This window comes from Plantactinospora sp. BC1 (assembly GCF_003030345.1).
Classification (GTDB): Bacteria; Actinomycetota; Actinomycetes; order Mycobacteriales; family Micromonosporaceae; genus Plantactinospora.
The window spans coordinates 6,066,922-6,080,391 of the sequence record NZ_CP028158.1 but is presented as its reverse complement, the minus strand read 5'-3'; the positions used below and the strand labels follow the sequence as shown (position 1 = coordinate 6,080,391).

The following is a 13,470-nucleotide window of genomic DNA, read 5'->3' as shown; positions in this document are numbered from 1 at the left end:
ACGGTGGCCGACAAGCCCTCCGTCCTATTCGTCTGTGTACACAACGCCGGCCGTTCCCAGATGGCGGCCGGTTGGCTACGTCAACTGGCCGGGGACAGTGTCGAGGTCCGGTCCGCCGGTTCGGAGCCCGCCGGGCAGATCAACCCGGTGGCCGTCGAAGCGATGCGGGAGGTCGGCATCGACATATCAACCGAACAACCCAAGATTCTCGACTGGGAGACCGCCGAAGCCAGCGACGTGATCGTCACGATGGGCTGCGGAGACACCTGCCCGGTCTTTCCCGGCAAGCGCTACGAGGACTGGTCCCTCGCCGACCCCGCCGGCCAGCCCCTGTCCGTCGTCCGCGAGGTCCGCGACGAGATCCGTACCCGGATCGTGCGCCTCCTCGCGGAACTGAACCCGACCGGGCCAGCAGCGGGTTGACCTTACCGACGGTTGCGATGAGAGCCTGTTACTTCACCGTCCGCATCGGCTGACCTGCCGAGATGCCGTAGCCGACGGCGATCAAGATCATGACGCCGACCACTGCGAAGGTTATCCCAAGCACCCGTTCCAGCAGTACGAAGCGAGCTAGACGCTCCTCTTGTGAGACGTCCGGCAGCCAGAGCCACGGCGGAATTCGCCGTAGCACGCTGGCCGTGGAGATCGACCGCCGTACGTGCCACTCGGTGACGCCGCGAAAGTTGGTGCCCAGGGCGACACCTATCAGGATCACCACAAGGCTCATGACGGCACCAGCCAGGGGACGCCATGTCACCATCCGACCCCCTCCGGTGCGGTTACCGGATCTTAGTCGACGCCCCGTGTGTCGCCTCCGAGTTGCCGTACCCCTGATGATCGGCGTCCGTGCTGATCAGAGGCCGGGGTATGGAGACAGGATCCATGGTGTGCCCGGGCAGGGCAGGACGGGGCGAAAGAATCGAGGGATGGGTATCGGGGGATGGGTACGGTGACCCGCGTCGTACCGCCGTTGGGTGTCTTCCTCGCCGTGGGAGACGGCATCGAAGGGTTGGTCCACAACACCGCGCTCGACCGTACCGCTGTACTCGCCGTCGAGATCGTGGACATCACCTCGTCAATCGGCCGGTTCGGCTCGTGCCGACCGACCATCAGCCCTCCGTGAACCGGTCCCGGCCAGACGCGAGTGCGAACCCCGAACCCCGAACCCCGAACCGGGACCCGGACCCGGACCCGAGGGCGAAATCGCGTTCCGGTCCGCTGGTCGCCGGGCCGGTGCGAAACTGGGCTCGTACCAGCCGGCCGGCGCCCGGCGCCGGTCGACCCGACCGCGCGGCAGGTGGAAGTCGACCCGACCCGGCAGGTGGAACATGTCGAACGACAACGAAATCCGTCCCTTCCGGCTCGACACGCCGGAAGACGCGATCGCCGACATGCATCGCCGGATCGGAGCCACCCGCTGGCCCAGCCGGGAACTGGTCACCGATCGCTCCCAGGGCGTGCAGCTCGCGACCGTCCAGGAACTGGCCCGGTACTGGACGACCGAGCACGACTGGCCCGCGTTCGAGACGAGGCTGAACGCGCTGCCGCAGTACACGACGGAGATCGACGGTGTCGAGATCCATTTCATCCACCTGCGGTCGCGGCACGAGAACGCACTGCCGCTGATCATCACGCACGGCTGGCCGGGGTCGGTCGTCGAGCTGCTCGGGGTGATCGGCCCACTCACCGACCCGACCGCGCACGGCGGTACCGCCGAGGACGCGTTCCACCTGGTGCTGCCCTCGCTCCCCGGCTACGGCTGCTCGGGTGAACCGACCGAGCACGGCTGGGAGTCCACCCGGATGGCGCGTGCGTGGGCGGAGTTGATGAACCGGCTCGGCTACTCGCGTTACGTCGCCCAGGGCGGCGACGTCGGCGCCACCGTCACGGACGCGATGGCTCGACTGGCCCCCGAGGGGCTGCTCGGCATCCACGTCAATCTGCTCGTCGCGGCGATCGGTCTCAAGGACCAGTTGCCGGCGCAGTCCGGGCCGGAGCGGGCGGCGTACGACGCGCTCAACACCTTCACGACGGACGGCTTCGGCTATTTCCTGGAGCAGTCCACCCGCCCGCAGACGATCGGCTACTCCCTGCTGGATTCACCCGTCGGGCTGGCGGCCTGGATGCTCGACCACGACACGAGCAGCTACTACAAGATGTCCCGGGCGTTCGTCGACGGCGGGGCCGTCGGCGGTCTCACCCGGGAGAGCATCGTCGACAACATCACGCTGTACTGGCTGACCGGCACCGGCGCCTCGTCCGCCCGGTGGTACTGGGAGTTCGCCCGGGCCCAGGCCGCTGCCGACGCCGCTGGCCAGGCGCCGCCGCCGGTCTCAGTACCGGTCGGCTTCACGACCTTTCCCGACGAACTCTGGGCCGCCCCGCGCAGTTGGGCCGAGACGGTCTACCCCGACCTCGCGTACTTCAACGAGGTCGGCAGCGGCGGCCACTTCGCCGCCTGGGAGGAACCGGAACTCTTCTCCACCGAACTACGCGCCGCGTTCCGGCCGCTGCGGTAACCCTGAACCCCGCCCGCTCCGGCTCGCGGCTCTGGGCCAGGGCACGGTCGGGCAGCCGGGCGCGCTGGTGGCGCCGCAGCCGGCCTGTCCGCGCAGGCGGCGCCACTCTTCGTGTACGGCGTAGACGCGGCGCAGGCCGTCGTGCTCGTCGCGGAGCTCCAGGAATTCGTCGAGGAGGTCGAACAGCGTCTCGACGGCCCGGGCGTCAAGCTCGGGGTCCAGGTCGCGGACGTTCTTGGCGCCGACGGGTTCGGTCAGGTGAGCGACGATGCTCCACCAGAGGTGGTTGTCCAGGCAGCCGGCCCGGGTCACCAGCCAGGGCTGGAAGCCGGTCAGCAGGGCTCGGGCGTTTCCCTCGTTGCAGCCGTCGACGAACGACACGACGCTGGCGAAGTCCGCCCGGATGAGCCACATTCCGGGTCGTCTGCGGATGTCCGCGAAGAGGTCCCGGTAGTTCGAGATCGAGATCGGCACCGCCGGATTGTGCCTGGTGGTCGACTGTCCCGCGCTCCCGTCCCGCGCCGGGGCCGCCCCGACGGCGGGCGCACGGCCGGCCGGGGGCTCGGAAATCGGGGACAGAAAATTCCGACGGCGATGTCGAGAACCGGTGACCTGCTCCGTCCCCGGCTGTGAACGCGGCCAGAATGGGTCGCACACCGGTACCGAGGAGAAACACGATGGCCAAGTATCTGCTGCTCAAGCACTACCGTGGCGCTCCGGCTGCGGTCAACGACGTACCGATGGAGAAGTGGACGCCGGAGGAGATCACGGCGCACGTGCAGTACATGAGCGACTTCGCGGCCCGGCTGGAGGAGACCGGCGAGTACGTCGACGGTCAGGCGCTCGCCCCCGAGGGGACGTTCGTCAGGTACGACGGTGAGGGGCGCCCGCCGGTCACCGACGGCCCGTTCGCCGAGACCAAGGACCTGATCGCCGGCTGGATGGTGATTGACGTCGACAGCTACGAGCGCGCCGTCGAACTGGCCGGGGAGCTGTCGGCGGCTCCCGGGGCCGGCGGGAAGCCGATCCACGAGTGGCTCGAGCTGCGCCCCTTCCTGACCGAGCCGCCGACCATCACGGAGTGACCGACAGATGAACGAGGCCCTGATCCGGAGCCTCACCCCGAGCGTGCTCGGCATCCTCGTCCGCCGCGGGGCCGACTTCGCGGCGGCCGAGGATGCCGTACAGGACGCGCTGGTCGACGCGGTCCGGACCTGGGCGGCCGATCCGCCCCGGGACCCGAAGGGCTGGCTGGTCACCGTGGCCTGGCGCCGGTTCCTCGACGCGAACCGGGCGGACGCCGCCCGCCGCCGTCGTGAGGACCTCCTCGACGAGGAGCCGGCGCCCGGGCCCGTGCCCGTGGTGGACGACACGCTCCAGCTCTACTTCCTCTGCGCCCACCCGTCGCTGACGCCGTCGTCGGCGGTCGCGCTCACGCTGCGTGCCGTCGGCGGGCTGACCACCCGCCAGATCGCCCAGGCGTACCTGGTGCCGGAGGCGACCATGGCGCAGCGGATCAGCCGGGCCAAGCGCACCGTCTCGGGGGTACGGTTCGACCAGCCCGGCGACGTCGCCACCGTGCTGCGCGTCCTCTACCTGGTCTTCAACGAGGGCTACTCCGGCGACGTCGACCTCGCCGCCGAGGCCGTCCGGCTGACCCGGCAGCTCGCGGCCGCGATCGACCACCCCGAGGTGGCGGGACTGCTCGCCCTCATGCTGCTGCACCACGCCCGGCGCGCCACCCGGACCGCGCCCGACGGCAGCCTGGTGCCGCTGGCCGAGCAGGACCGCGGCCGGTGGGACACCACAATGATCGCCGAGGGCGTGGAGATCCTCCAGGCGGCCCTCGCCCGCGACCGGCTGGGCGAGTTCCAGGCCCAGGCGGCCATCGCGGCACTGCACGCCGACGCGCCCACCGCCGAGGAGACCGACTGGGTGCAGATCGTCGAGTGGTACGACGAACTCGCGCGGCTGACCGACAGCCCCGTCGTGCGGCTCAACCGGGCGGTCGCCGTCGGCGAGGCGGACGGAGCGCGTGCCGGGTTGGCGGCGCTCGCGGCGCTGGACGACTCGCTGCCCCGCCACACGGCGGTGGCGGCGTATCTGCACGAGCGCGACGGCGACCCGGCGACGGCGGCGCGGCTCTACGCCGAGGCGGCCCGAAAGGCAGCCAACCTCGCCGAGCGCGACCACCTGATGCGGCAGGCCGCCCGCCTCAACACCCGCCGGTCGGCAGGGGTAGGGATCGAGGGCGGCACCCGTCGCGACCCATCTATGGAATGATCGCTGACCGTGCGCCCCACGCGTGTCCTGTTGACGGTCTTCGTCGCTGCCGGCACGCTGTCGGCCCTGGCAGCGCTGGTCTCCGCCGACCGCGCCGCCGCCCAGGCCGCGCTCGTCGCGTCGGCCGCGCTGGTCGGGTACGTCCTGGTCGCCGGTCCGGCAGCGCCACGGGTACGACCGGCGCTCGCCGCCGGCATCGCCCTGCTCGCGCTCCCCACGGCGGTGGAACTGTGGCGGGACTCCGGCCAACCGGCCCCTCGCAACCTGCTGATCCCGTTCTACACGCCGCTGGACGGTACTGCCGGGTCGACCGGGCGGCCGACGCTGCCACAGCCGGTACTCGACCAGTGGCGGCAGGCACTCGACCAGGAACGGCTCGCCTGCGTGGCGCTGCTGCTCGGTGTCCTCTGCCTCGCCGTGGCCGTACTCGCGCTGCCGGTCCGGCAGCGGCCGAGGGCCACGGTACTGGCGAGAGGTGTCGCCGTACTCCTGCTCGTGGTCGTCGGTGCGGACGTCTGGTCCCGGATCGACGGCGACCCGCTGCTCGGCCTGCTCGGAGCCGGCTGGCCGGCGCTGCTGGCCACCCTCGCGGCGGCGGCCGTGCTGGCAGTGTCGGCGTCGCGTGCCGACCGGACCGGCCTCGTACCGCTCGGAGCGCTGCTGGTCACGGTCTCGGCGGCGCTCGCCTTCGAGGATCTCGTCGGCGATTGGTCGGCCTGGTGGTCGTTCGCCAACCCGGATCACGGCGTCTTCCTGTCGGTCGGCGTGGCCACCTCGCTGGCCGATCTGGTCGACGTGTCGGCGGCGCTGCTGGCCGCGCTGACGCTCGCCGGGCCGCTGCTGCTCGCCGTCGGCGCCCTCCGCGCCGCCCGGACCGCCGCCGGCCCGACCTGATCACTGCCCTGCAACGAGCGCCTCGAACCCGGCCGTGCCGGGAGCGCGGCGCTTCTGGCCCGTAGAGTCCCTGCGCGTGGGGGATCTGGTCGGGACGCTGCTCGCGGCGGTCGGGCTCTTCGCCGGTACGAACGTCGACGACATCATCGTGTTGACCGTGCTCTTCCTCTCCGCCCGCGCGGCGGGCCGGCCGCGACCGTGGCAGATCTGGGTCGGCCAGTACGCCGGGATCGCCGTCCTGGTCCTCGTCTCCGCCGTCGCCGCACTCGGGCTGACGATCGTGCCGGACCGATGGGTGGGGCTGCTCGGCCTGGTCCCGTTCGCCCTCGGGGTGCGTGGTCTCGTCCCGGCGCTGCGGGCCCGGGGCGAGGTCGAAGCGCCGTCACCCGTGGTGTCCACCGGCCTCTTCTCGGTGATCGGGGTGACGGTGGCGAACGGCGCCGACAACCTCTCCGTCTACACGCCGACGTTTCGCACGATCGGCGTCGCCGACAGCCTGCTCACCGTGGCGGTCTTCGCCGTCGGGGTCGCGGCCTGGTGTCTGGCCGGGTCCTGGCTCGGCTCACACCAGAGGGTCGTCGACCTGGTACGACGCTTCGGGCACTGGATCGTGCCGGTCGTCTTCATGCTGATCGGTACGGTGATCGTGGTCGAGTCCGGCGTACTCGGCCGACTCGCGGGTTGACCGGTCAGGCGTGCGGACGCGTCCGGGTGGCAACGAAGGCGTCCGCTCGTGGGTGTGGGGCGGCGGCAACGGCCGGGCTGGCCTAGCGTCTGCGCATGGGTTCCAGCGGCCAGATCCCCGAACTGCTCTTCGTGCTCACCGTCTATCTCGCGCTGACCGTGGTCATGTTCGGGGCACTGTACTGGGTGATCCGGCTGGCGGTACGTCATGCGATCGAGGACGCCGACCGGCGCCGGGCGAGCCAGCGGCGGTGACCTGTCGAGGTTGGGCCGGCGTGGCGGCCCGTCGAGGTTGGGCCAGCGGGTGGCGGCCCGTCGAGATTGGGCCGGCGGGTGGCCGCCCGGCCGCCGCCGGGTCCGACCAGCCGCCCCGGACAGCCACGACCGGCGGGTGCCGAACCCCAACCTCCGCTACGGCGTGAGCCGGGCGACGCTGCCGATCTCCAGGGCGACCCAGACCACCCCGTCCGGGCCGACGGCGATCCCGTGCGGCTCCGACCCCGGCGTCGGCAGGTCGTACTCCCGGATCGTGCCGTCCGCGCCGAGGTGCCCGACCCGGTTGGCGCCCCACTCGGTGAACCAGTGGCTCCCGTCCGGTGCGGCGGCGATCGCGTGCGACCGGGCGGCCCGGTCCGGTAGCGGAATCTCGGTGATCTTTCCGTCCGGGGTGATCCGGCCGAGCTGACCGGCGGCGATCTCGACGAACCAGACCGCGCCGTCGGCGCCGGCGGTGATGCCGACCGGTCCGGCGCCGGCCGTCGGCAGCGGGTGCAGGGTGAGTTCGCCGTCGACCTCGATCCGGCCGACCGCGTTCGCCTGGTTGAGGGTGAACCAGAGTGCCCCGTCGGCACCGGTGGTGATCATCGAGGGGAACGCACCCGTCCCGGGCAGCGGATACTCCTCGATCCTGCCGTCGGGGTCGATCCGACCTATCCGGTCGGTGTTCATCTCGGTGAACCAGAGCGCGCCGTCCGGCCCGGCGGTGATGCCGTACGGGCCGCCGGCCGGCGACGGGATCGGGTACGAGGTGAGCTGCCCGGCGAGGGAGATCCGCCCGATCCGGTGGTCCTGGGACCGGGTGAACCAGAGCGCACCGTCCGGTCCCGGGGCGATGACGCAGGGGCGGCTCCCCGATCCGTCGAGTGGGTGACGTCGTACCTCCCCATCGGGGGTCATTCGGATGATTTCCCCGGCATGCACCAGGGTGACCCATATTGCGCCGTCCGGCCCGACGGTCAAGCCGTACGGGCCGGCGCTGGGATCGGCTATCGGAAACTCCCGTACCGACGGATGACGCGAAGATGTCATTTCGGTTTTCCTTCCTTCTGAATTCGATCGGCGCGACCCGCGATCGGTGCGATCCGGCCGAATCGCAAACCGGCGCCGTGGTGCTTTTCGGGTCAACCCGTGGCGGCGACCGGTTCCGGGGCGAGTGCCCCGGCGGCCATCACCCGGTGCTCGCCGCGCCACCGCTCGCGCAGCCGCCGGTCGTGACTGACCACCAGCACCGCGCCCGGATACTCCGCGAGCGCCGCCTCCACCTCCTCGACCAGGCCCGGCGACAGGTGGTTGGTCGGCTCGTCGAGCAGCAGCAGGTCGGCCGGCGCGCTGACCAGCCGGGCCAGCGCGAGCCGTCGCCGCTGGCCGGTGGATAGCTCCCCGACGGGTACGCCGAGCCGCTCCCGGTCGAAGAGCCCCAGCGCGAGCAGCTCGTCGACGTACTCGGCCGGTGATCCGGGCCGGCCCCGGGCGAAGGCGGCCAGCAGCGGTTCCCGTGGCCGTTCGACCTCGACCTCCTGGGCCAGGTAGCCGATCCGCCCCCGCCGGACCACCCGGCCGGCGTCCGGCACCAGCTCGCCGGCGAGTACCCGCAACAGGGTGCTCTTCCCCGCACCGTTCGCTCCGCTGATCAACAGCCGATCCCGGCTACCCAGCGTCAACCGGGTTTCGCGCAGCCGCCCCCGCACCGCCACCCCGTCGGCGTGCAGCAGCACCCCGCTGGTGCCGTCGGCGGAGAACGTCGGGCTGAACCGGAGCGGCTGCGGGGGCGGCGGCACGGGGTGCTCGGTCAGCCGGCGCAGTCGCTGTTCGGCGTTGCGTACCCGGCTGGCGACGGACTGCTGCACCCGGCCGGCGTCCCGGTCGTACGCCATCTTGTTCCGGTCCTTCATCTCCCGGCCCGGCGCGACCTGCCGGGCCGTGGTCGCCACCGCCTCGCGCAGCCGGCCGACCTCGGTCTGCCAGTCGAGGTGTGCCTGGGCCCAGCGCCGCCGGGCGGCCGCCTTGGCGGCGAGGAATCCGGGGTATCCGTCGCCGTACCGGACCAGGGTGTGCCGGTCACCGTCCACTTCGATCAGTGTCCCGGCGACCCGGTCGAGAAAGACCCGGTCGTGCGAGACCAGCACCGTGCTGCCCCGCCGGCCGCGCAGATGCTCCTCCAGCCAGTACAGCGAGTCGTCGTCGAGGTGGTTGGTCGGCTCGTCGAGCAGCAGCACCTCGGAGCCGGCCGAGAGCACCGCGGCGAGGTGCAGCCGGGCCTGCTCGCCGCCGGAGAGTTCGCCGAGTCGCCGGCTCCGGTCGATCCCGGCCAGGCCGAGCGCGTGCAGCGTCCGTTCCACCCGGGCGTCGGCGTCGTACCCGCCGCGCAGCTCGAAGACGGTGGCCAGCTCGCCGTACTCGGTCAGCTGTCGCTGGTCGCCGTCGCCGAGCAGGGGTTCCAGCTCCCGCAGTCGGGCCTCGATCCGGCGCAGCTCGGCCAGGGCGTCGTCGATCGCCTGCCGCACGGTCAGGTGTCCCGGCAGCGGCGCGTCCTGCCCGAGATAGCCGAGCCCGCCGTCGGTGACGACGGTGACGCGTCCCTCGTCGGGGCGTTCCCGTCCGGCGAGCAGCCGGAGCAGGGTGGATTTGCCGGAGCCGTTCTCGCCGATGATCGCGGTGCGTTCGTCGGCGGCGATGGCGCAGCTGACCGCGTCGAGCACGGTCCGGTCGGCGTAGCGCTTGGTGACGTTGTGCAGGCTGAGCTGGGTAGGCATGGGAGCGACTCCGGTCGTCGACGGATCGGCCGCCGGGTCGTGCGGCGGCTCGGGACGCGGGGGACGCTCACCTGATCATCGGACGGGTACCTACCTTAAGTCTACGGATGTAGCAGTAAGATAGTGCCATGACTCCGCCCCGACCGCCAACCGGTTCCGCCGCCGGGCCCGCCCGCCGGCCCGGGGGGCGCAGCGCCGAGGTCCGCCGCCGGGTGCTCGACGCGGTCCGGGACCACCTCGTCGAGTACGGCTACGACGCGCTCGGCATCGACGCCGTGGCGGAGCGGTCGGGGGTGCACCGCACCACGGTCTACCGGCGCTGGCGGGACGTCGGTGGGCTGCTCGCCGACGTACTCGTCGAGGGCATCGGGGACGACTGGCGACCACCCGACACCGGCTCGCTGGAGGGCGACCTGCTCGCGGTCAACGCGGAGGTGTGCGCGGCGCTCACCGCCGATCCGCCGGTCACGACGGCGCTGATCGCGGCGTCGTTCCGTTCGGCGCCGGCCGCCGACGCCCTCCGCTCCTTCTGGGCCGACCGGTACGACCGCTGTGCCGTCATCGTGCACCGGGCGGTACGGCGCGGCGAGATCCCGGCCGGCTGCGATCCGCGTCGACTGCTCGTCGCCGCCACCGCGCCGGTCTACCACGAGCTGGTGCTGCTGCGGACCTCGCCCGACCGGGAGTTCGCGCTCCGGGCGGCCCGGGACGCCGTGACGGCCGCCCGGGCCGGGGCCTTCACGGCCGGCGCCCTCACGGACTGTGATCCACGCGACGTGGCGGTGCCGGCCTCGCAGACTCCGGCCGGTGCGCGCTGAGTCCGCTGTGGACGATGGTCCGAGCTATCCCTAGTGTCCCGATGTCGACCCATTCTGCGGCGGCGCTCCGTCCGTGATGGGTGGAGTTACGCGATTGCAGTGGTTTAGCCGAAATCCGGCGACAACGGTATTTGATACGCCTGATCGCGTACGGGTGGTGAGTCTTATTGAGCGGGGAGTGAATCCTGTCGGGCATTTGCTCGCAAGCGGGTTGCGGCCGGCCGGCGGAGTTGTCCCTACCGAACGGTTAGACTTTGCCGATCCCCGGGTGGTCGCCCTTCCGATGGCTTTGCGGGTTCCTCTGACTGTGGCACCATCATGGAACATCTACCTTCTACGACGCTACCTCGACGGGAGCAACCGATGCCTGCATGGAGGTTGGGCCGCCTCATAGGCTCCCTACTTCTGCTCGCGGCGCTCGCCGTCAGTGGCTTCGCCGCGGCGACCGCGGTGACCGATCTGGCTGTGCGGGACCAAAGCGGCCACATCTGGATCGCTGACTCGACCGACCCTCCGGCTGACTCGACCGACCCTCCAGCCGAGGGTGACACGACCGAGTCGGAGGCCGGGCTCCAGACTCTCGGCTGGGACTGGGTCTAGCGGCCGCCCCGCGAGGGACGAACTCTCTTCCATTGGGAGTGGTATGGCTGGGCGCCCACCGGCAGCACGTCGATCCCCCGAACACGCCTGGCTGATCACCGGCCCGCTGGCCATCTTCGCCGTCGTCCTGGCGGTGGTGCTCGGGGTCCTCGACGGTCCGCCCGGCGAGTGGGGGTGGGCGGCCCTGGTGCTCGGTCTCGCGCTGCTGGGTGACACGCCGCTGCTGTTCTACGTCGTCCGACGACAGACCACGGCCATCACGTTCATCGAGATTCCCCTGCTCTTCGGGCTCTACCTGCTGCCGCCGCTCACCGTCGTACTCGTCTTCACGCTCGGTTCGCTGATCACCCAGATCTACCGGCGGTTCCCGCCGGCGAAGTTGTGGTTCAACGTCGCCAAGTCCGCCGCGGCGGTGTCGCTGGCGAGTCTGGTCGTGCTGGCGCTGCCGGAGATGCACGGCTTCGGCCCGAGCACCTGGGGTGTGCTCGTCGCCGCCGTGGCGACCCACGCGCTGGTGACGCTGGGCGCGGTCGCCGGAGTCTTCGCGATCATGCATGGCGCGCAGGCGGGCTGGGAGGTGTTCCGCACCTCCGGTCCCGGCCTGCTCACGGTCATGCTCAACGTGGCCCTGGGCCTGGTCATCGTGATCTGCCTCCGCGTCACCCCGTGGTCCGCCCTGCTCCTGCTCGCACTCGCCGCCGCGTTGCTCCTGCTCTACCGCTCGTACGCACAGTTCTTCCGCCAGCACCGGACCCTCGCCGACGTCTACGAACTCACCAAGGCGATGAGCGAGCGCGGCCAGGACGGCACCCTGGCCGACTCGCTGCTGGGTCGGGTGCGGGCGCTGATGCAGGCCGAGTACGCCACCCTCTGGCTTCCCGCCCAGGGCCGGCACCCGGAGGTCCTGCTCACCGCCAGGGTCGAGGACTCGGGACTGCTCGACTTCTCCCGGACCCCGCTGATCGCCCGGGAGCGCGCCACCGGGGAGAGCCGGACCGTCGCCGCCGGCAGCCGGATGGGCGGCCACCCGGACGTGCGGGAGGCGTTGCGGGAAGCGGGCCTGAAGGACGTGATCGTCACGCCGCTCCGCTCCGGCCAGGCGGTGATCGGGTCCCTGGAAGTGGTGAACCGGCTCGCCGACATCGGGCACTTCACCCCCGCGGACGTGCCGGTCTTCGAGACGATCGCCGCGCACGCCGCGGTCGCCCTGGAGAACTCGCGGCTGGTCGACCGGCTGCGGCACGACGCGTACCACGACGGGCTGACCAACCTGCCCAACCGGCGGCGGGTGACCGGGGCGCTGGAGGAGGCGGTCCGGGTACGCGCCCCGAACGAGGTCGTCGCGCTGCTCCTCTTCGACGTGGCCGGGCTCCGCCAGGTCAACGAGTCCGTCGGGCACGCGGCCGGCGACCGGGTACTCGTCGAGGTGGCGAACCGGCTGCGCTCTTCGGCGCCCTCCGCCGCGCTGGTCGGCCGGGTCGGCAGTGACGAGTTCGTGGTGACGCTGCGGATGGAGAGCATCGACGCGGCGCTCGACCTCGCCGCCGAGCTGCGCGAGCAGATCCGCGACCGGATGGTCTTCGACGTGCTCGTCCTCGACGTCGACACCGTGGTCGGGGTCGCGGTGCATCCGGACCACGGTGACGACCCGGCGACCCTGCTCCAGCGCGCCGACCTCGCGGTGACCCGGGCCAAGTCGGCCCCGGACGGCATCCAGCTCTTCAGCCCCGGGCTGGAGTCCCGGTCGTCGCGGCGGCTCGGCCTCGCCGGCGACCTGCGCCGCGCGCTCGACCACGCCGAGGTGGAGGTCTACTACCAGCCCAAGGTCACCCTGACCGACCGGCGGTTGGTCGGGGTGGAGTGCCTGGCCCGGTGGGTGCACCCGGCGCACGGGACGGTGGCCCCGGAGGACTTCGTGGCGGTGGCGGAGCACACCGGCCAGCTTCCCGAGCTGACCAGGCTGGTGCTCGGCGAGGCGCTGCGGCGCAGCCGGGACTGGACCAGCGGCGGCAACACCCTCGCCGTCTCGGTCAACATCTCTCCGCGTACCCTCGCCGACCAGCAGTTCCCGGCCCTGGTGCAGGGGATGCTCGCGGAGTACGGCGTCGCCCCGGAGCTGCTCACCCTGGAGATCAAGGAGGCCGGCGTACTGGACGGCACCGAACGCGCGGTGCCGGGGCTGCGCCGGCTGCGCGACGTCGGGGTACGCCTCGCCGTCGACGACTTCGGTACCGGCCACTCCTCGCTCTCCTACCTGCGTCGGTTGCCGGTCAACGAGGTCAAGGTCGACCGCTCGTTCGTGCAGGGGATGGCGACCGACCCGGTGGACCTGGCGATCGTCAACGCGGTGGTGACGCTCTCCCAGCAGTTCGGCCTGGCGGTGGTGGCCGAGGGGGTGGAGAGCGAACTCACCCTGGAGCTGCTCCAGGACATCGGGTGCCAGATCGGGCAGGGCTTCCTGTTCAGCCGCCCGCTGCCGTACGAGCGCCTGGAGGCATGGTTCGCGGCCCAGTCGGAGTCCGACACCTCGGCCGGCCCGGCCGACGTACGGCGGCTGCGGGCAGTGCCCTGACCTGGTCGGACGGCCCGGGATCGATGCCCCGGTTTGGCTACCGGGGATCTGATTTCACCTCGTGCCCG

14 protein-coding genes are annotated in these 13,470 nt (G+C 71.6%); 10 read left to right on the top strand and 4 right to left on the bottom strand.

Features of this window, described 5'->3' with window-relative positions; translation table 11 throughout:
- Positions 1–3 precede the first annotated feature (3 nt).
- On the top strand, positions 4–423 hold the full coding sequence (locus C6361_RS26695) for an arsenate reductase ArsC (protein ID WP_107269361.1): 420 nt from the start codon (positions 4–6) through the stop codon (positions 421–423).
- A 28-nt stretch (positions 424–451) separates the two neighbouring features.
- Here the strand turns inward: C6361_RS26695 and C6361_RS26690 are convergent, their stop codons facing one another.
- Complete coding sequence (locus C6361_RS26690) at positions 452–727, bottom strand: hypothetical protein (RefSeq protein ID WP_234359020.1); 276 nt, start codon at positions 725–727, stop codon at positions 452–454.
- Positions 728–949: 222 nt separating this feature from the next.
- On the opposite strand from C6361_RS26690, the gene C6361_RS26685 reads away from it, so the two are divergent.
- Entirely contained in the window at positions 950–1,123 is a 174-nt protein-coding gene (locus C6361_RS26685) for a hypothetical protein (RefSeq protein WP_159079485.1), read from the top strand.
- A 205-nt stretch (positions 1,124–1,328) separates the two neighbouring features.
- Entirely contained in the window at positions 1,329–2,519 is a 1,191-nt protein-coding gene (locus C6361_RS26680; protein ID WP_107269358.1) for an epoxide hydrolase family protein, read from the top strand.
- Here the strand turns inward: C6361_RS26680 and C6361_RS26675 are convergent.
- A complete protein-coding gene (locus C6361_RS26675; RefSeq protein WP_107269357.1) occupies positions 2,490–2,993 on the bottom strand; it encodes a hypothetical protein in 504 nt (167 codons plus the stop codon). The two genes, C6361_RS26680 and C6361_RS26675, sit on opposite strands and share 30 nt — an antisense overlap.
- A 203-nt stretch (positions 2,994–3,196) precedes the next feature.
- Here C6361_RS26675 and C6361_RS26670 point away from each other — a divergent pair, with 203 nt between their 5' ends.
- From C6361_RS26670 to C6361_RS37170, 5 genes are all read left to right on the top strand, one after another.
- Positions 3,197–3,604: a YciI family protein gene (locus C6361_RS26670; protein WP_107260943.1), complete on the top strand. Its 408-nt coding sequence runs from the start codon at positions 3,197–3,199 to the stop codon at positions 3,602–3,604.
- A gap of 7 nt (positions 3,605–3,611) precedes the next feature.
- Entirely contained in the window at positions 3,612–4,802 is a 1,191-nt protein-coding gene (locus C6361_RS26665) for an RNA polymerase sigma factor (protein ID WP_107269356.1), read from the top strand.
- A 9-nt stretch (positions 4,803–4,811) separates the two neighbouring features.
- Positions 4,812–5,696 carry a hypothetical protein gene (locus C6361_RS26660; RefSeq protein ID WP_159079484.1) on the top strand — a complete coding sequence of 295 codons (885 nt, stop codon included), beginning with the start codon at positions 4,812–4,814 and terminating at the stop codon, positions 5,694–5,696.
- A 76-nt stretch (positions 5,697–5,772) separates the two neighbouring features.
- Positions 5,773–6,381 carry a cadmium resistance transporter gene (locus C6361_RS26655; protein ID WP_199853092.1) on the top strand — a complete coding sequence of 203 codons (609 nt, stop codon included), beginning with the start codon at positions 5,773–5,775 and terminating at the stop codon, positions 6,379–6,381.
- 95 nt (positions 6,382–6,476) lie between these two features.
- Entirely contained in the window at positions 6,477–6,635 is a 159-nt protein-coding gene (locus C6361_RS37170; protein WP_159079483.1) for a hypothetical protein, read from the top strand.
- A gap of 156 nt (positions 6,636–6,791) precedes the next feature.
- Here the strand turns inward: C6361_RS37170 and C6361_RS26650 are convergent, their stop codons facing one another.
- Together C6361_RS26650 and abc-f are read right to left on the bottom strand one after the other, a co-directional pair.
- Positions 6,792–7,556 carry a virginiamycin B lyase gene (locus C6361_RS26650; protein WP_234359019.1) on the bottom strand — a complete coding sequence of 255 codons (765 nt, stop codon included), beginning with the start codon at positions 7,554–7,556 and terminating at the stop codon, positions 6,792–6,794.
- 224 nt (positions 7,557–7,780) lie between these two features.
- The gene (abc-f, locus tag C6361_RS26645) at positions 7,781–9,412 is read right to left on the bottom strand and encodes a ribosomal protection-like ABC-F family protein (protein ID WP_107269353.1); all 1,632 of its coding nucleotides are present in this window, start codon (positions 9,410–9,412) and stop codon (positions 7,781–7,783) included.
- A gap of 212 nt (positions 9,413–9,624) precedes the next feature.
- Here abc-f and C6361_RS26640 point away from each other — a divergent pair, with 212 nt between their 5' ends.
- Together C6361_RS26640 and C6361_RS26630 are read left to right on the top strand one after the other, a co-directional pair.
- Complete coding sequence (locus tag C6361_RS26640; RefSeq protein WP_199853561.1) at positions 9,625–10,230, top strand: TetR/AcrR family transcriptional regulator; 606 nt, start codon at positions 9,625–9,627, stop codon at positions 10,228–10,230.
- 643 nt (positions 10,231–10,873) lie between these two features.
- Positions 10,874–13,402, top strand: a complete 2,529-nt coding sequence (locus tag C6361_RS26630) for a bifunctional diguanylate cyclase/phosphodiesterase (RefSeq protein WP_107260930.1) — start codon at positions 10,874–10,876, stop codon at positions 13,400–13,402.
- Positions 13,403–13,470 lie beyond the last annotated feature (68 nt).

What these genes read in the sequence shown, in the direction of transcription:
- C6361_RS26665 (WP_107269356.1), top strand. Translation starts at nt 3,612, where the DNA reads ATGAACGAGGCCCTGATCCGGAGCCTCACCCCGAGCGTGCTCGGCATC.
- C6361_RS37170 (WP_159079483.1), top strand. Translation starts at nt 6,477, where the DNA reads ATGGGTTCCAGCGGCCAGATCCCCGAACTGCTCTTCGTGCTCACCGTC.
- C6361_RS26690 (WP_234359020.1), bottom strand. Translation starts at nt 727, where the DNA reads ATGAGCCTTGTGGTGATCCTGATAGGTGTCGCCCTGGGCACCAACTTT.
- C6361_RS26650 (WP_234359019.1), bottom strand. Translation starts at nt 7,556, where the DNA reads ATGACCCCCGATGGGGAGGTACGACGTCACCCACTCGACGGATCGGGG.
- C6361_RS26670 (WP_107260943.1), top strand. Translation starts at nt 3,197, where the DNA reads ATGGCCAAGTATCTGCTGCTCAAGCACTACCGTGGCGCTCCGGCTGCG.
- abc-f (WP_107269353.1), bottom strand. Translation starts at nt 9,412, where the DNA reads ATGCCTACCCAGCTCAGCCTGCACAACGTCACCAAGCGCTACGCCGAC.
- C6361_RS26630 (WP_107260930.1), top strand. Translation starts at nt 10,874, where the DNA reads ATGGCTGGGCGCCCACCGGCAGCACGTCGATCCCCCGAACACGCCTGG.
- C6361_RS26680 (WP_107269358.1), top strand. Translation starts at nt 1,329, where the DNA reads ATGTCGAACGACAACGAAATCCGTCCCTTCCGGCTCGACACGCCGGAA.